The organism is Aeromonas sp. 2MA4 (assembly GCF_029237305.1).
Lineage (GTDB): Bacteria > Pseudomonadota > Gammaproteobacteria > Enterobacterales > Aeromonadaceae > Aeromonas > Aeromonas salmonicida.
Window position 1 is genome coordinate 100,545 of sequence record NZ_JAACFY010000003.1, and the last position, 17,030, is coordinate 117,574.

Annotated in this window: 14 protein-coding genes and 1 tRNA gene; 9 read left to right on the forward strand and 6 right to left on the reverse strand. The window is 57.8% G+C overall.

Annotated features, from left to right (window positions below):
• Positions 1–256 precede the first annotated feature (256 nt).
• The 7 genes from GWQ31_RS04515 (at position 257) to GWQ31_RS04545 (ending at position 8,119) form a co-directional block, all read left to right on the forward strand.
• Positions 257–892, forward strand: a complete 636-nt coding sequence (locus GWQ31_RS04515) for a YchE family NAAT transporter (RefSeq protein ID WP_005314822.1) — start codon at positions 257–259, stop codon at positions 890–892.
• Between the two features lie 282 nt (positions 893–1,174).
• On the forward strand, positions 1,175–2,794 hold the full coding sequence (locus GWQ31_RS04520) for an ABC transporter substrate-binding protein (protein ID WP_099992811.1): 1,620 nt from the start codon (positions 1,175–1,177) through the stop codon (positions 2,792–2,794).
• 98 nt (positions 2,795–2,892) lie between these two features.
• Entirely contained in the window at positions 2,893–3,813 is a 921-nt protein-coding gene (gene oppB, locus GWQ31_RS04525) for an oligopeptide ABC transporter permease OppB (RefSeq protein WP_021139963.1), read from the forward strand.
• A gap of 14 nt (positions 3,814–3,827) precedes the next feature.
• Positions 3,828–4,739 (forward strand): oligopeptide ABC transporter permease OppC, encoded by a 912-nt coding sequence (gene oppC / locus GWQ31_RS04530; RefSeq protein ID WP_275908749.1) that lies wholly within the window; start codon positions 3,828–3,830, stop codon positions 4,737–4,739.
• 32 nt (positions 4,740–4,771) lie between these two features.
• Positions 4,772–5,758, forward strand: a complete 987-nt coding sequence (locus GWQ31_RS04535; RefSeq protein WP_275908750.1) for an ABC transporter ATP-binding protein — start codon at positions 4,772–4,774, stop codon at positions 5,756–5,758.
• A gap of 110 nt (positions 5,759–5,868) precedes the next feature.
• A complete protein-coding gene (gene oppF / locus GWQ31_RS04540) occupies positions 5,869–6,864 on the forward strand; it encodes a murein tripeptide/oligopeptide ABC transporter ATP binding protein OppF (RefSeq protein ID WP_058395427.1) in 996 nt (331 codons plus the stop codon).
• Positions 6,865–7,159: 295 nt separating this feature from the next.
• Positions 7,160–8,119 carry a TerC family protein gene (locus GWQ31_RS04545; protein WP_275908751.1) on the forward strand — a complete coding sequence of 320 codons (960 nt, stop codon included), beginning with the start codon at positions 7,160–7,162 and terminating at the stop codon, positions 8,117–8,119.
• A gap of 52 nt (positions 8,120–8,171) precedes the next feature.
• Here GWQ31_RS04545 and alr read toward each other — a convergent pair whose 3' ends face one another.
• Positions 8,172–9,398: an alanine racemase gene (gene alr / locus GWQ31_RS04550; protein WP_275908752.1), complete on the reverse strand. Its 1,227-nt coding sequence runs from the start codon at positions 9,396–9,398 to the stop codon at positions 8,172–8,174.
• A gap of 191 nt (positions 9,399–9,589) precedes the next feature.
• Here alr and GWQ31_RS04555 point away from each other — a divergent pair, with 191 nt between their 5' ends.
• A complete protein-coding gene (locus GWQ31_RS04555; RefSeq protein ID WP_265434104.1) occupies positions 9,590–10,030 on the forward strand; it encodes an isoprenylcysteine carboxylmethyltransferase family protein in 441 nt (146 codons plus the stop codon).
• Between the two features lie 76 nt (positions 10,031–10,106).
• Here the strand turns inward: GWQ31_RS04555 and GWQ31_RS04560 are convergent, their stop codons facing one another.
• The 4 genes from GWQ31_RS04560 to GWQ31_RS04575 form a co-directional block, all read right to left on the reverse strand.
• Positions 10,107–11,366 (reverse strand): dicarboxylate/amino acid:cation symporter, encoded by a 1,260-nt coding sequence (locus GWQ31_RS04560; RefSeq protein ID WP_059112229.1) that lies wholly within the window; start codon positions 11,364–11,366, stop codon positions 10,107–10,109.
• 204 nt (positions 11,367–11,570) lie between these two features.
• A complete protein-coding gene (locus GWQ31_RS04565; protein WP_234593193.1) occupies positions 11,571–12,065 on the reverse strand; it encodes a hypothetical protein in 495 nt (164 codons plus the stop codon).
• A 147-nt stretch (positions 12,066–12,212) separates the two neighbouring features.
• Positions 12,213–12,289 (reverse strand) — tRNA-Pro (locus tag GWQ31_RS04570).
• Between the two features lie 240 nt (positions 12,290–12,529).
• A complete protein-coding gene (locus GWQ31_RS04575; protein ID WP_275908753.1) occupies positions 12,530–13,873 on the reverse strand; it encodes a dihydroorotase in 1,344 nt (447 codons plus the stop codon).
• 79 nt (positions 13,874–13,952) lie between these two features.
• On the opposite strand from GWQ31_RS04575, the gene GWQ31_RS04580 reads away from it, so the two are divergent.
• Positions 13,953–14,828: a 6-carboxytetrahydropterin synthase gene (locus tag GWQ31_RS04580; protein ID WP_198315470.1), complete on the forward strand. Its 876-nt coding sequence runs from the start codon at positions 13,953–13,955 to the stop codon at positions 14,826–14,828.
• 71 nt (positions 14,829–14,899) lie between these two features.
• Here the strand turns inward: GWQ31_RS04580 and GWQ31_RS04585 are convergent, their stop codons facing one another.
• On the reverse strand, positions 14,900–16,900 hold the full coding sequence (locus GWQ31_RS04585) for a methyl-accepting chemotaxis protein (RefSeq protein ID WP_275908754.1): 2,001 nt from the start codon (positions 16,898–16,900) through the stop codon (positions 14,900–14,902).
• Between the last annotated feature and the right edge of the window lie 130 nt (positions 16,901–17,030).

Genomic DNA, 17,030 nt, shown 5'->3' on the forward strand with positions numbered 1-17,030 from the left:
GTTTGCTGAGATGAAATCTTGCGCCAAAACTCCATGGCCGCATAAAGCTCGACGTGATTTTACCAGAGTGTTAAATGGCGACAATCTTTATTAACAAATCAATGTGTTGAATTTTGGCCATGCATTAGAGGAACTAACTGAAAAGCCACGGAAAGGGTGAGATTATTTGATTGGTGAAGGGCATTGGCATGGTGTAAATTTACGCACGATTTATCGGGGGGATCCCCGTGGCCTTGCTTACTTCTGGATGGCGCCTATGGCAGCAATTGACGTCTCTTTATATCTGAAGTTCTTCATCGGTTTGTTCGCGATCATCAACCCATTGGGGTTGTTGCCGGTGTTTGTCAGTCTGACCGGCCATCAAACGCCGGAAGAGCGGATGAAGACCAACACCACTGCCAACATTGCCGTGATGATTATCTTGCTGGTCTCCATGTACATGGGGCAGCTGATCCTCGATGGCTTTGGCATCTCGCTGGCATCGTTTCGCATCGCCGGTGGATCCCTGATTACCCTGATCGCCTGGTCCATGCTGCAGGGCAAGCTGGGGGAAGTGAAGCATAACAAACAGGAGAAGGGTGAGCTGGCCGCGCGCGAATCTGTCGCTGTGGTGCCCTTGGCACTGCCGTTGATGGCGGGTCCGGGTGCCATCTCTTCTTCTATTGTCTACGCCAGCCAGAGCACCTGGTCCCAGATGCTGGGCATGTCGCTGGTGGTCATGGTGTTTGCATTCTGCTCCTGGCTCATCTTCCGCGCTGCCCCCTTGCTGTTCAAGCTGATGGGCAACACCGGCATCAACGTGGTTACCCGGATCATGGGCCTTATCATGATGTCGCTGGGCATCGAGATCATGGTGGCAGGGATCAAGGGAGTCTTCCCCGGATTGATGTGATTCAGGTCTGTTTTGTCGGAGCCGGTCCTCGTGACCGGCTTTTTATTGTTTCTTTTTTGTTAGTCATTTCCTAGAATCGAGCGGGTTTGTATAAAAAACGTCCGCGGCGCGATATTTAAATGCTGAATAATTGGCTAAAAGCTGTTTTTTTAACCATGAAGCCTAGCCTAGCCTGATGATATCTATTGCATTATTAGAATTGTCAGGGAATTATGCTGGCAGCGGGGTACTTATCTCGTTGATGGACAAATGCATGGAATGTTCTTGTTGGAGTAAATGGAAATGACTCATAAAAAAACAATGATTAATACCCTATTGGTGGCAGCGCTATTTGGCGGAATGAATGCGGCGCACGCTGCTGATGTCCCCGCAGGTACCAAACTGTCTGATGTTCAGCAGTTGGTGAAAGGCAACGGCTCCGAGCCCGCAACGCTCGATCCCCACAAAACCGAAGGAACGGTTGAATCCAATATTCTGCGTGACCTGTTCGAAGGTCTCGTTACTTCCGGCCCCAAGGGAGAAGTGCTCCCTGCTGTGGCCGAGTCCTGGGAAACCAAGGACAACAAAAAGTTCGTGTTCCACCTGCGCAAAGATGCCAAGTGGTCCAACGGGGATCCCGTGACAGCCCACGATTTCGAGTTCGCCTTCAAGCGGGCCGTGGATCCCAAGACCGCCTCTCCTTACTCCTGGTATCTGGAGATCCCGACCATAATCAACGCCACCGAGATCATTGCCGGCAAGAAGCCGTCAGATACCCTTGGCGTGAAGGCGGTCGATGATTACACCTTCGAAGTGCAGCTGGAAAAAGCGATCCCTTACTTCGTCAGCATGCTCTCCCACACCACCACCTACCCGGTGCCGAAGAAGGTGATCGAGAAGTTTGGTGACAAGTGGACCCAGCCGGAAAATATGGTATCCAACGGTGCCTATCAACTGAAAGACTGGGTGGTGAACGAGCGCGTCGACGTCGAGCGCAACCCCAACTACTGGAACAACGCCAAGACGGTGATCAACAAGGTGGTTTATCTGCCGATCCAATCCACCAATGCCGAGCTGAGCCGCTATCTGGCAGGCGAAGTGGACATGACTTATCAGATGCCCATCGAACGCTTCAAGCAGATGAAGAAAGATAAGCCGGATGAGCTGAAAGTGACCGGTTATGTCGGTACTTACTACTACCAGTACAACGTCAAGAAGAAGCCGTTTGATGATGTGCGGGTGCGGACAGCGCTCTCCTACGCCATCGATCGTGACGTGATTGCCGACAAGGTGATGGGGCAGGGCCAGACTCCGGGTTACACCCTGGTGCCTGATTTTGTGGATGGCTTCAAGCCGGTTGCCCCCGAGTGGTCCAAGTTGACCCAGGCTGAGCGTGACACCAAGGCAAAAGCCCTGCTGCAAGAGGCAGGCTTTGATGCCAGCAAGCCGCTGAAATTCGAGCTGCTCTACAACACTGACGACAACCACAAGAAGGTAGCGGTTGCCGTGGCCTCCATGTGGAAGAAGCTGGGTGTGCAGGTGAGCCTGGTGAACCAGGAGTGGAAAACTTACCTGGAAACCAAGAAACAGGGCCAGTTTGATGTGGGCCGTGCTGGCTGGATCGCCGACTACAACGAAGCCTCCTCCATGCTGGATCTGATGCAGACCACTCATGGCAACAACGATGGCAAGTACTCCAACCCGACGTTCGACAAGCTGATGGATTCGTCCCGTGATCAGGTCGATGTGGCTGCCCGCAACCAGCTCTATGTCCAGGCTGAAGAGATCCTGGCCAAGGACATGCCGATAGCGCCTATCTACCAGTACGTGACTGCCCGTATGGTAAAACCCTATGTGGGCGGCTATCCGGCCAACCCGCTGGACAACCTCTACAGCAAAGACATGTACATCGTTGCTCACTGAGTAAAATAACAAGTCGCATAACAAGCAGGCCCGCCAGACGGCGGGCCTTAGTATTAAAACCGCGACCCTTTGGAAGCAGTACAGGACAGGAATTGTCTATGTTGAAATTCATTTTTAAACGTCTATTGGAAGCGATCCCGACTCTGCTGGTCTTGATCACCGTCTCTTTCTTCATGATGCGTTTTGCGCCCGGTAACCCCTTTACCAGCGAACGTGCCCTGCCGCCGGAAGTGTTGGCCAACATCGAGGCCAAGTACGGCCTGGACAAGCCCATAGGCGTGCAATACCTCACCTACCTGGGCAACCTGGTACAGGGCGATTTGGGCCCCTCTTTCAAGTACAAGGACTTCAGCGTCAATGATCTGGTGAGCCAGGCGTTGCCTGTTTCCGCCAAGATCGGGAGCGCGGCCTTCGTCTTTGCCGTCTTGCTGGGGGTGACCTTTGGCACCATTGCAGCCTTGAAACAGAACACCCTCATCGACTATCTCTTGATGTCGTCGGCCATGGCTGGTGTGGTGATCCCGGGCTTTGTGCTGGCACCCTTGCTGGTGCTCTTCTTCAGTATCTATCTGGGCTGGTTCCCGGCCGGTGGCTGGCAGGGGGGCGGGGTGCAATTCATGGTACTGCCGGTATTTGGCATGATGATGTATTACATCTCCGCCATCTCGCGCATCATGCGTGGCAGCATGATCGAGACCATGAACTCCAACTTCATCCGTACCGCCCGTGCCAAGGGCTTGCCGCTGCGTCACATCATACTGAAACACGCGCTGCGTCCGGCCATGCTGCCAGTGGTCTCCTATCTGGGGCCTGCGTTTGTGGGCATCATCACGGGTTCAGTGGTGATAGAGACCATTTTCGGTCTGCCGGGAATTGGTCAGTTGTTTGTCAACGGTGCCCTCAACCGTGATTACTCCATGGTGCTTGGCCTGACCATTCTGGTCGGTGCCCTCACCATTACCTTTAACGCCGTGGTCGATATTCTCTATGCCTTTATCGATCCCAAGATCCGTTACTAAGTCGGGAGTTCATCATGGTTGTCACAACTGAAAAACGCGAGGCCGTCGAGGCGTTCGCACAGCAAGTGGAAGTGGTGGAGGGACGCTCCCTGTGGAAGGATGCCCGTCGCCGTTTCCTGCGTAACAGGGCGGCACTGACCAGCCTCATCATACTGACCATTATCGGTCTGGCTGTGATCGTCGGTCCCCATCTGTCCCAATACACCTTCGACGATCCAGATTGGGGCGCCATGCAGTCTGCGCCGGATATGGAAGCCGGCCACTGGTTCGGTACCGACAGTCTGGGGCGTGATCTGTTTGTGCGCACCCTGCTGGGTGGCCGCATCTCGCTGATGGTCGGCATCATGGGGGCCATGGTGGCCGTGGTCATCGGCACCTTGTATGGCGCGGCATCCGGTTTCATCGGTGGTCGGGTCGACAGCCTGATGATGCGCATTCTCGAGATCCTCAACGCCTTCCCCTTCATGTTCTTCGTGATCATGCTGGTGACCTTCTTTGGCCGCAATCTGGCGCTCATCTTCATTGCCATCGGGGCCGTAAGCTGGCTCGACATGGCGCGGATAGTGCGAGGCCAGACCCTGAGTCTCAAGAGCAAGGAGTTTATCGAGGCGGCTCACGTCTGTGGCGTCTCCAAGTGGAAGATCATCACCCGTCACATAGTGCCGAACGTGCTCGGTATCGTGGCCGTCTACGCCACCTTGCTGGTGCCGGGCATGATCATGTTTGAATCCTTCCTGAGTTTTCTGGGCCTCGGCGTCCAGGAACCCATGACCAGCTGGGGTGCCCTGCTGGATGAAGGCTCCAAGTCGATGGAAGTGGCCATATGGCAACTCTTGTTCCCTGCCAGTTTCATGGTGGTGACCCTGTTTTGCTTCAATTTCCTCGGGGATGGTCTGCGTGACGCACTCGATCCGAAGGATCGATAACAAGAGCGGCCAAAGATCGATAAGGAGTTTTTATGAAATTACTGGATGTAAAAGATCTGCGGGTCGAGTTCAAGACTCCGGATGGCAATGTGGTGGCGGTCAACGACCTCAACTTCTCCCTGGCGGCTGGCGAGACCCTGGGGATCGTCGGCGAGTCAGGATCCGGCAAGTCCCAGACGGCATTTGCCATCATGGGGCTGCTGGCCAAAAACGGCATCATAACGGGGTCGGCCAAGTTTCAGGGTGACGAGATCCTCAACCTGCCGGAGCACAAGCTCAACAAGATCCGCTCCGAGAAGATCGCCATGATCTTCCAGGACCCCATGACGTCGCTCAATCCCTACATGAAGGTGAAGGATCAGCTGATGGAAGTGCTGATGCTGCACAAGGGAGTGAGCAAGGCCGAGGCGTTCGAAGAGTCGGTGCGCATGCTGGATGCGGTGAAGATCCCCGAGTCGCGCAAGCGGATGAATATGTATCCTCACGAGTTTTCCGGTGGCATGCGCCAGCGGGTGATGATCGCCATGGCCCTGCTCTGCCGGCCGCAGCTACTCATCGCCGATGAGCCGACCACTGCGCTGGACGTGACGGTGCAGGCCCAGATCATGACCTTGATGAACGAGCTCAAGCACGAGTTCAACACCTCCATCATCATGATCACCCACGATCTCGGCGTAGTAGCGGGTATCTGTGACAAGGTGCTGGTGATGTACGCCGGTCGAACCATGGAGTACGGCCGGGTGAACGATATCTTCTATCGCCCGAGCCATCCCTATACCGAAGGCTTGCTGCGCGCCATTCCCCGCCTCGACACCGAAGGGGAAGAGCTGCCCACCATACCGGGCAATCCGCCCAACCTGCTGCGTCTGCCCACCGGCTGCCCCTTCCAGGAGCGCTGCCACCGGGTGAGCGAGATTTGCGGCCAGCAGTCACCTGTTCTGACGCCGTTCAACGACGGGCGTGAGCGGGCCTGCCATTGGGTATCGGATGCCATCAACGCCAAGGAGGTGAGCGTATGAATGCGGTTATATGCGGCCAGCCATCCTCCATGATCCTGACGCCGTTCAACGACAGGCGTGAGCGGACATGTCGTTGGGTATCGGATGCCATGATCAAGGGGGCGAATTAAATGGGTACTGACAAGAAACTGCTGCTGGAAGTGTCCGACCTCAAGGTCCACTTCAGCATCAAGAGTGACAAGGCCTGGCCCTGGGCCAAGCCCTCGGCGTTGAAGGCGGTAGATGGGGTAACCCTGCGCCTGTATGAAGGGGAAACCCTTGGCGTAGTCGGGGAGTCAGGCTGTGGCAAGTCTACGTTTGCCCGTGCCCTGATAGGCTTGGTGCCGGCTACCGACGGCAAGGTGGTGTGGCTGGGCAACGATCTGACCAAGCTTGACCAGAAGGCGTTGCGGGAGAAGCGCAAAGAGATCCAGATGATCTTCCAGGATCCGCTGGCCTCCCTGAACCCGCGCATGACCATCGGCGACATCATCGCCGAGCCGCTCATCACCTTCTATCCCAACCTCTCCAAAGAGCAGGTAAAGGAGAAGGTGCGCGCCATGATGAGCAAGGTAGGTCTGCTGCCCAACCTGGTGAACCGCTATCCCCACGAGTTTTCTGGCGGCCAGTGCCAGCGTATCGGCATCGCCCGGGCGCTGATCCTGGAACCCAAGATGATCATCTGTGACGAGCCTGTCTCGGCGCTGGATGTCTCCATCCAGGCTCAGGTGGTGAACCTGCTCAAGGCAATCCAGAAGGAGATGGGGCTGTCGCTCATCTTCATCGCCCACGATTTGTCCGTGGTCAAGCACATCTCGGATCGGGTGCTGGTGATGTATCTGGGCAATGCGGTGGAGCTGGGTACGCGCAAGGAGATCTTCGCGAACCCCCTGCATCCCTACACCAAGGCGCTGATGTCGGCCGTGCCCATTCCGGATCCGGATCTGGAGCGCAGCAAGGTCATCCAGATCCTGGAAGGGGACTTGCCATCCCCCATGAATCCGCCGTCCGGCTGTGTGTTCCGTACCCGCTGCCCAGTGGCGGGTCCCGAGTGTGCCAAGACCCGGCCCCAGCTGGAGGGAAATTTCGACCACGCCGTATCCTGCCTCAAGGCCGATCCGCTCTGAGTGTGAGCATCCGATACGGGGCGCCCAGGTGGCGCCCCGATTCATTTTGCATTTGGACAAGATGCATCTTGGCGTTATCTTTTGCTGCTGTTACTATCCGCTTTAACAAGGGGAGTAACTTCTCGCTGGTTTGTCGTCATTACGGTGCACTCATTTCCTGCAGTGCACCCGGCAGCCGGGCAGTTGATGCAAATCAGCTGTAAGTGAGACCTTGCCGAGAGGCAAGGTGTATCTGCTCCAAACGCAAACCCACGCCTCTCGGTCGTGGGTTTTGTCGTTTTTGGGAGAGATGAACATGGGTGAATGGTGGATGTGGACCGGTTTCTTCAGCATAGTGCTGGTCCTGTTATGGATAGATATACGTTTTGTCGGTGGTGGCAAGGCGCACAAGGTATCCCTCAAAGAGGCGGGCATCTGGTCTCTGGTCTGGGTCAGCGTCGCGCTGCTCTTCAACCTGGCAATCTGGCTCTGGCTGGATCACAGCGCAGGCCGCGAAATCGCCAACCAGAAGGGATTGGCGTTTCTCACCGGCTACCTCCTCGAGAAGGCGCTGGCGGTGGACAACGTCTTCGTCTGGCTGATGCTGTTCGGGTACTTCGCCATCCCGGCCGAGTTGCAGCGCCGTGTGCTGCTCTATGGGGTACTGGGTGCCATAGTGATGCGGGCAGGCATGGTGTTCGCGGGCAGCTGGCTCATCGAGGAGTTTCACTGGATTTTGTATCTGTTCGGGATTTTCTTGTTGCTGACCGGGGTCAAGATGCTGTGGGCAGCCGATAAGGAGCCTGACTTGGCCAACAACCCGCTGCTGGGCTGGATGCGCCGTCGCTTCAAGGTGACCGAGACCCTGGAGGGGGAGAAGTTCTTCGTCTGGCGTGACGGTGTGCGGTATGCGACGCCGCTGCTGCTCATTCTGGTGCTGGTGGAGGTGAGCGATCTCATCTTCGCGGTAGACAGTATCCCGGCCATCTTCGCGGTGACCACGGATCCCTTCATCGTGCTGACCTCCAACATCTTCGCCATCATGGGCCTGCGCGCCATGTACTTCCTGCTGGCCGGTGTGGCCGAGCGTTTCGCCCTGCTGAAATACGGTCTGGCGCTGATCCTGATGTTTATCGGGGTCAAGATGCTGCTGCTGGATATCTTCAAGATACCGACCGGCATTGCCCTTGGGGTCGTGAGCTTGATCCTGCTGATCTCCATGGGGCTGAGCCTCTGGACTACTCGCAGCCAGCCGTCGGTCAACGCAGAACGGTGAATGTGAAGAGGGCTCCCGCGGGAGCCCTCTTTGCTGGTGAGATTGTCATGTCTTAGCGTTTGATCTTCTTGGGGTTGGTGTAGCCCCAGATGGTGTACATGTCCGCCAGCAGGGCACCGTTGTACTCCTCGAGATCGACCTGTTTCACTTCGGCCTCACCCTGACGGCCAAACAGCACCACTTCATCACCGGGTTTCACCCCTTTGAGATCGGTCACGTCCACCATGATGGTGTTCATGGAGGTCTTGCCCACCACAGGTACCTTCTGACCCTGGATCAGTACATAGGCCTTGTTGCTGAGCGCACGGCGATAGCCGTCGGAGTAACCGAGCGGCAGGTTGGCGAGCAGGGAGTCACGCTTGAGGGTAAAGGTGCGGTCATAGCCGACGGAGTTGCCTGCCGGATAATGGTTGACCGACGCCACTTGGGTCTTGAATGCCATCACCCGTTTGTATTCGGTGTAGGAGGGGATGGAGTCGCCGTAGATGAGGCCGCCCGGGCGCACCATGTCAAAGTAGGCTTCCGGCACTTCCAGGGTGGCGAAGGAGTTGGCCGCGTGGATGGTGAGCTTGCTGCGATCCAGCTTGCCCGCCTCGATCAGCCACTGGGAGTCCAGCTTGAACTGGGCCAGCCCCAGCTTGACGTCCTCTTTTTCCTCCACCGGGAAGTGGGTCATGATGCCGACCGGGGTGATCCCCTTGAGTTTGAGCATGGCCAGCGCATCTTGCTTGGAATCGGCCAGACGCAGGTCTATGCCGTTGCGGCTCATGCCGGCGGAATTGAGGCCAATATGCACCGGGATCCGGGTATTGTGGCGCAGGGCGATCTCGGAGATCCCCTGAGCACTCACCAGGCTGCCAACCAGCTCTTCCAGCTTGAAGGGCAGGGCCTGTTCCACTTCGATAGGTGTGGCGGCACGCACCCGCATCAGGCGACCGGTAAACCCCTTCTCGCGGGCGACGCGGGCCTCTTCGTTGCTGGCGATGCCGATACAGGGGATCTCAGCCTGGATGACGGAGGGAACCAGCAGGTCGATGCCGTGACCGTAGGCATCCGCCTTCATGATGGCGCAGATCTGCGGGCCCTTGTCGCCGAGGCGGGTCTTGAGGGTCTGCAGGTTCTGTTCAAACGCGGTCAGGTCTACTTCCAGCCAGGCGTTGCTGGCGGTTTGTACTTCGCCGTTGCGATGATCGCTCGCCTGCGGCAGATAGGGGGCTGCGACGGCTTGACCGGCCAGCAGGCCCAGGATCAAGGTGGCCAGCAGTGTCTTCTTGTGCATGGGGTGATTCCTTTTTTATTGTTGGCGTTGAGGTGCATGACGACCTTATGACGGCCTTTGTCATGCAGATGGGATAGAGTGTAGCCAAGGCATTGTTATTGTTATGAACTTTGTCAATTTCCTGCGGCATTATTCCCGTGGGAAGTGTATCGCAAGGTGTCGATTGTGGCACGTCTCATGGGAGCCAGTAGATGAGAGATCTGGAGTGTCGTGTGCCGCCTGTCCTGCTGTTTGGCATAGTGGTGCTGGCCATGGTGTTGGGGGGCGGTAGCGGGAAGGGGTGGCCAGAGCTGGCCCTGTTGCTGACGGTGGTCGGCTGTGTGTTCGGTTTTGGCGGCGTGCTGCGCTTTCGCCAGCATGGCACCACCGTCAGTCCAACCCGGCCGGCGCAGGCCAGCGTGTTGGTGACCGCAGGGCTTTATCGGCTCAGCCGCAATCCCATGTACCTGGGGCTGCTCTGCTGGACAATGGCGCTGGCCTGCTATCTGGGTGGCATGGGGGTCTGGATCGGGCCCCTGGTGCTGTGGGGCTGGTTGAATCGCTTTCAAATCGTGCCGGAAGAGCGGGCTCTGCAGGCTCGCTTCGGTGAGGCGTATGCAGAGTACTGCCGGCGGGTTCGTCGCTGGTGCTGAGCCGCGGGACACGCTGAAAAAATACAGATAAAAAACGGCCCGCATCAGCGGGCCGTTCTGCTTTTCGTGGGAAGGATCACGCCTTGGCGGTATCGACCTCACCCAGAGGTTCGGTTTCCCCCAGGCTGTCTTCGGTTTTGGCGACCACGCTGGCGGCGATGGCATTGCCCAGCACGTTGGTGGCTGAACGGCCCATGTCGAGGAAATGGTCGATACCCAGCAGCAGTAGAATGCCTGCCTCCGGGATGTGGAACTGGTTGAGAGTGGCAGCGATGACCACCAGCGAGGCGCGTGGCACACCGGCCATTCCCTTGGAGGTGACCATCAACAGCAACAGCATGGTGATCTGCTGAGCCAGGGAGAGCTCTATGCCATAGGCCTGGGCGATGAACATGACCGCGAAGGTGCAGTACATCATGGAGCCGTCCAGGTTGAAGGAGTAGCCCATGGGCAGCACGAAGCTGGCGATGCGCTTGTCACAACCAAACTTCTCCAATCGATCCAGGGTTTTGGGGTAGGCAGCTTCGGAGCTGGCGGTGGAGAAGGCGAGCAGTATGGGTTCGCGGATCATGGCCAGCAGGGTCAGGATGCGGCGGCGGATAAACAGACTGCCCATGGCAATCAGCAGCAGCCAGAGGCAACCCAGCGCCAGATAGAATTGCGCCATGAAGGTGCCGTAGGTGGCCAGAATGCTCAGACCTTCCTTGGCGACCATGGCTGCGATGGCACCAAATACCGCGAACGGCGCAAAATTCATCACGTAGCCGGTTACTTTCAGCATTATCTCGGCGCCGCTGGCCATCAGCTTGACCACTGGCTTGGCGGTATCGCCCAAGGCGGCGGAGGCCAGTCCAAAGAAGAGGGAGAACACCACAATCTGCAGGATCTCGTTGGTGGCCATGGCCTCTACCACGCTTTTCGGTATGGCGTGGGTGACAAAGTCCTTGAGGGAGATGGCGGTGACGACCACACCTGAGCTGGCGGTATCATCCGGCAAGGAGAGAGAGAGGCCCACGCCCGGTTGCAGCAGGGTAACCATCACCAGTCCCAGTGTCAGGGAGAGCAGGGAGGCCAGCATGAACCAGCCAAGGGTCTTGGCGCCGATGCGACCGACGGTGCGGGTGTCGCCCATCTTGGCGATGCCGACCACTAGCGTGGTGAAGACAAGGGGGGCGATGATCATCTTGATCAGACGCAAAAAAATGTCGGTCAGTATGGTGATATCGTCGGCAAAGCCTGCGGCCTGCTCCGGGGCGAACACGCGATAGCCTTGACCAGTGAGGATGCCACATAACATCGAAATGATGATGGCAGCCGTCAATTTATTCATTTTCATGAGGTGGTCCCAGTTTTGATAAGTGCAAAGCGTTTTGAGTGGCAGGGGTGCCACTTCAGTCCGTTTTTGTGATCCGGGCCGTAGATTCCTGACAGCCGGTGTGCTTGCAGCATGCCTAATTCGGGGGGGTAAATCCAGCGTCTTGTATCAGTGTTTTATGCTGTCGTTAGTTGTATGTGATATGGATCTTGCATTTTATCGATATTAATCGCCGTTTATTTTGATGTTAACAAGATATTTGGCTTCCATGCACTGTTCGTGTAAGGGCTGATGCAGCAGGGTAAAAATTAGCAGGGCCGAGGTGGTGTGTTGCACCTGCATCTGTGCCAGGAAGAGGTCAGGTTCCTCTTCATCAAAGCCGAACACGGGGCGCGAGGGGGTGACCCTGACCGCATCGCGCTGCAGCGTCAGTTCGTTCACCTCAATCCACTCATAGCCCCGGCTTTGCGCCATCTCGCCCGCGCGCTTGAGCACATACTTGCGAGCCGTTTCCCGGTCGATCAGATCGTTACCGACAAACTCCAGCTGCCACTTGTCGGGGCCAAGTTGTGTCTTTGAGAAGCCGGTCCTGCCGTTCCAGAATGACTTTTCGCTGTGATAGGAGGTGGCACAGCCGCCCAGTAGGGTGCCGAACAGGCTGACGACAAGCAGCAGAACATGCAGGGGTGAGCAAAAGGAGAGGAGGAGCGGACGTTGCATCTCGATGGCCGGTTGGCGAAACACCTTGTCACTACAGCACAAACTGATCAGTGAGACAATCGTCGCTCAGGTCATCAACGGGCAGTGCCAGAGACGCGGCACAAAAGAAAAGGCCTTGTCGTTTGACAAGGCCTCTACCGGGGAATTTGGTCGGTGTGAGAGGATTCGAACCTCCGACCCTCTACACCCCATGCAGATGCGCTACCTGGCTGCGCTACACACCGACGGAGTCAGCTCGGCTGACGGGGGCTGAGTTTATGGAGATGCTCCGACCCTGTCAACAGGGGAAATCCCGCTCTGAGACTGTTTGCCTGCTTTGCGAGCAATTGACGCTCAAAGTGCCGCCACAGTGGTTGAATTCGGCCATCGATAGCGCATTTCAGGGGGCGTTGTGACGTATTTTTCAAGGCACCATAAAAAAGCGGCCGCCCTGGAGGCGGCCGTTTGCATCAGTGGTGATCTGATCAGCGGTTGAAGGTCAACCGCTTGCCCAGCACCTGATCGGTGACCTGACCGTTTTGCCAGGCGATCTGGCCATTCACCAGGGTCATCTCCACCGTGCTGTGGAAGCGGTAACCGTTGAAGGGTGACCAGCCACACAGGTAGAGCAGGTTGCTGTCGTTGACCACATAAGGCTTGCCCAGATCCAGCAGCACCAGATCTGCGAAGTAGCCCTCACGAATGTAGCCGCGATCCTGCACCTGGAAGCGCTCGGCTACCGCATGGGATGTCTTCTTGACGATAGTCTCCAGTGAAAACACGCCGTTGTGGTAGAGCTCCAGCAGCGCCAGCATGGAGTGCTGCACCAGGGGGATGCCGGACGGCGCCTTGAAGTAGCTGTTCTGCTTCTCCTCCCAGGTGTGGGGGGCATGGTCGGTGGCAATGATGTCCAGCACGTCGCTCCGCACAGCATCCAGCAGGGCGTGTTGGTCGGCGGCTGTCTTCACCGCCGGGTTGCATTTGATCTGGCTGCCCAGAGTGTTGTAATCCGCCTCGTTGAAGAAGAGATGGTGGACGCATACCTCGGCGGTGATGTTCTTGTCTTTCAGCTCGCTCAAGTCGTGGCTGGCGGTAAAGAGCGACAGCTCCTTGGCGGAGGTCAAATGCAGCACGTGCAGCTTGGCACCGTACTTTTTCGCCAGACCCACCGCCATGCTGGAGGACTTGTAACAGGCCTCGTCATTGCGAATGCGGCCGTGCTCGCGCATCGGTACATCTTCGCCCCACTTGGCGCGGGCCTCATCTTCCAGCACCTTGATGGAGGGGGTGTCCTCGCAGTGGGTGACTATCATCACAGGGCTCTCGCGGAAAATCGCCGCCAGTGTCTCCTGATTGTCCACCAGCATGTTGCCGGTGGACGACCCCATGAACACCTTGACCCCGCAGGACTGCTTGGGATCGAGGCGCTTGATCTCGTCGAGGTTGTCGTTGGTGGCGCCGAGATAGAAGCTGTAGTTGGCGGCGGAGGAGTTGGCGGCTATCTGGTATTTGGCTTCGAGGGCGTCGAGGGTGGTGGTCTGGGGATTGACGTTGGGCATTTCCATGAAGCTGGTGGTGCCACCTGCCACGGCGGCCCGGGATTCACTGGCGATGGTCCCCTTGTGGGTCAGGCCAGGTTCCCGGAAATGGACTTGATCATCGATCATGCCGGGGATGAGGTGGCGGCCTGCCGCATCGATCACAACGGCATCGGGCGCCTCGATATGGGGGGCGATCCGGGCGATCCGTTCCCCTTCAATCAATACATCAGAGGCGTAGATGCGGCCTTCGTTGACCAGGGTGGCATTCTTGATAAGCAATTTGTTCATGGGGGAGTCCAGTTCCTTTGTCAGTGATCGCGGGTCATAATATCGCAAACTGTACTTTCTCTGTAGCAAGGTCTGACTGATGAAGTTATTTGTAAGAGATTTGACCGTGATCGACTCCAGCTACCTGTGCGAACGCCGCGGCATGGTGGGGGAGAGCTGGCTGGTGGACGTCGAGATGAGCGGCGAACTCAACGAGATGAGCATGTTGCTGGACTTTGGTCGGGTGAAAAAGCTGATCAAGTCGATCATCGACGAAGAGGTGGATCACAAGCTGCTGGTGCCGGCCGAGTGCGCCCTGATCCATGTGGCGCATCTGGAGGGGGAGGAGAGCACGGTCGATCTGCTGCGCCCCCAGGGGTCCATTCACCTGCGCTGCCCGACTCAGGGCTTTGCCTTCATACCGGCGCCCCAGGTCGATAAAGAGTCCGTCACCCGCTACCTGCTGGCTGTGCTGGCCCAGCGTCTGCCCGGCAACATCCGGGATCTGTCGGTGACCCTGCGTCAGGAGCAGATCGACGGTGCCTTCTATCACTACAGCCACGGTCTCAAGAAGCACGATGGCAACTGCCAGCGGATCGCCCACGGCCACCGTTCTCCCATCGAAATCCATGTGGATGGGATGCGTGACGGTGAGCTCGAGCTGAACTGGGCCGAGCGCTGGGCCGATATCTACCTCGGCACCGACGAAGACAAGGTGGACCTGAGCGAGCTGAACTTGAGCGATGTCGCCCGGGCCCAACTGGGCGAGCAGCACCTGGGATTCAAGTATGTGGCCCCCCAGGGGCTGTTTCAGCTCGCCATGCCGGCGGCCGAGGTGGAGATGATCGACACCGACACCACCATAGAGCTGCTGGCGTGCTACATAGCCCGTGAAGTGAAAAAAGCGGTGGGTGACAAGTTTGTGAAGGTCGTGGCCTATGAAGGGGTCGGCAAGGGTGCCATCGCCTACGCCTGATCCCACCGCACTGCCACCAGATAAACAAGGCCCCGCCAACAGCGGGGCCTTGTTGTTTCAGCGAGAGAGACTCAGGCGCTGAGCTTGAAGCGCTTGACCAGATTCTCCTGCTGCTCGGCCAGGGCGTCCAGCTGCTGGCTGGTCTCGGCGACCCGTTCAATGCCCTGATAGTTGAGATCCGAAATATCCGAGATGCGGTTGAGGTTGGTGGCGATGTCGGCACTGGTCGCCTGCTGCTGCTCGGCGGCGGAGGCGATCTGGCTCGACATGTCGCTGATGAGCACCACTATGGCCTGCACCTCCTCCATGGCGGTATTGGCGTGGGAGCTCTGATCCACACAGCTGTCCATCTCGCGGGAGCACTCCTGCATCACTGTCACCGCCTTGGCGACCCCCTGTTGCAGGTTCTCGATCATGGTCTGGATCTCGCTGGTGGACTGGGCGGTACGCCCCGCCAGACTGCGCACTTCGTCGGCCACCACGGCAAAGCCGCGGCCCTGCTCGCCGGCACGGGCCGCCTCAATGGCGGCATTGAGGGCCAACAGGTTGGTCTGCTCTGCGATACCGCGAATGACGTCGAGGATATTGCCAATCTGGCCACTCATGGCGCTGACATCGCCTATCACCTTGCCGGTCTGTTGCAACTTGCCTGCCAACTGATGGGTGGTGGTGATGTTGCCCGCCATCACCTTGCGGCCGGTCTCGGAGGCTTTCTCCACGTCCTGTACCCGCTCCAGGGTCTGGTTGGCGGCCTGGGCCACTTCCCGCACCGAGGCTTCCATCTGGGTCATGGCGGCAGCGACCGAGGCGGTCTCCTGGCGCTGTGTTTCCAGATCCGCCCGCACCGATTCCGTGGTGTGGCGATTGTCGTGGGCGGCGCTATTGAGCTGGGTTGAGGCCTGGGAGAGCTGGGTGAGCACATCCCCCATCTGCTGGATCAGCAGGTTGACCTGGCTGCCGAGCTGGCCGAACTCATTTTGGCTCTTGAAACCGACGCGCTGTGTCATGTCCCCCTGGGTCACTTCGGTCAGCACCCGCAGCAGCTCCTTGAGGGGGCGGCGTATGGCTTTGCCCAGTGTGTAGGCCACCAGGATGGCGATGAAAATGGCGATGGCGATGCTGAGCCCCTGGGTCAGGGTGCTCTGGGCTTGCACCTTGCCGGAGGCGCGAATGCTGTTGTTCATCAGCTGCTGGCTCTGATCGGTGATCCCTTCCAGTTTGCTCTGAATGTTGACGATGAGCTGGCTGGCCTGCTTGCTCTGCTCGCGCATGGTCTGCTGCTGCTTCATCAACGCCAGGTATTGGGCAAGCACCCCTTCACTGGAAGTGGTGTCGCGCACGAACCCATGGACGTAGTGCCCCATGTTGTTGTCGAAATCCTTGAGCTCCCCCTGCAGATCCTTGATGGTGCTGTTGAAGCCCTCTATCTGCATCTTGTTGCGTTTGAGCGCCGCCTCTATGGGGGCGGGGATGCTCTGGTTGAGCGCATCCATGGTGGAGAGCTCGATGGCGGAGAGCTTGGTGGTCAAGGTCTCGGACAGCATCTTGATGAAGCTGTCGTCGATGGTGATCATCATGTCGCCGAGGTTTTTCTTGAACTGGGGCAGACTGACCTGAAACTGTCCCTTGGCCTGGTTCACCTTGTGCAGACGGGTGAGCAGGGCCTGGTGTTCGGTGGGTAGCGTCCCGGTCAGCTGCAGATAGTCGCTGACCAGTTTGGTCAGTGTTGCCATGTCACCCTGCAGTTGCGGGTGCGCCGCGGCCTGCTGGCTGAGGGTGGCGAGTGTCTTGTCGACCTGGGCCTTGGCCTGTTGCAGCTCGGCCACTTCGGCCGGGATCTGCTTGGGATCCTGCTCGGTCAACACGTCTGTGAGCCATTTGTTGGCGCTGAGCAGGCTGATCTGGGTCTGGCTGCTGGCGATCACCAGCGGCATGGATTGCCGGGTAACCTGATCCAGCGCCTGATTGAGCTCGCTCTGGCTGCGAAAGGTGAGTACCGAGGTCGCCGCCATCACGGCCACCAGAATGGCAAAGCCTAAATAGACCCTCTGCAAGATGGAGAGGTCTGACATGGATTGTTTCATTATTGTCCCGCTGTATATGCAAAAGTCCCTTGCCTGAATACCCCGTCCATTTGATACCCTGCTATCACCCTGGGCGAGCGACGTCGGCAGACGTCCTCCGGCTATCGGTATTTTTAAC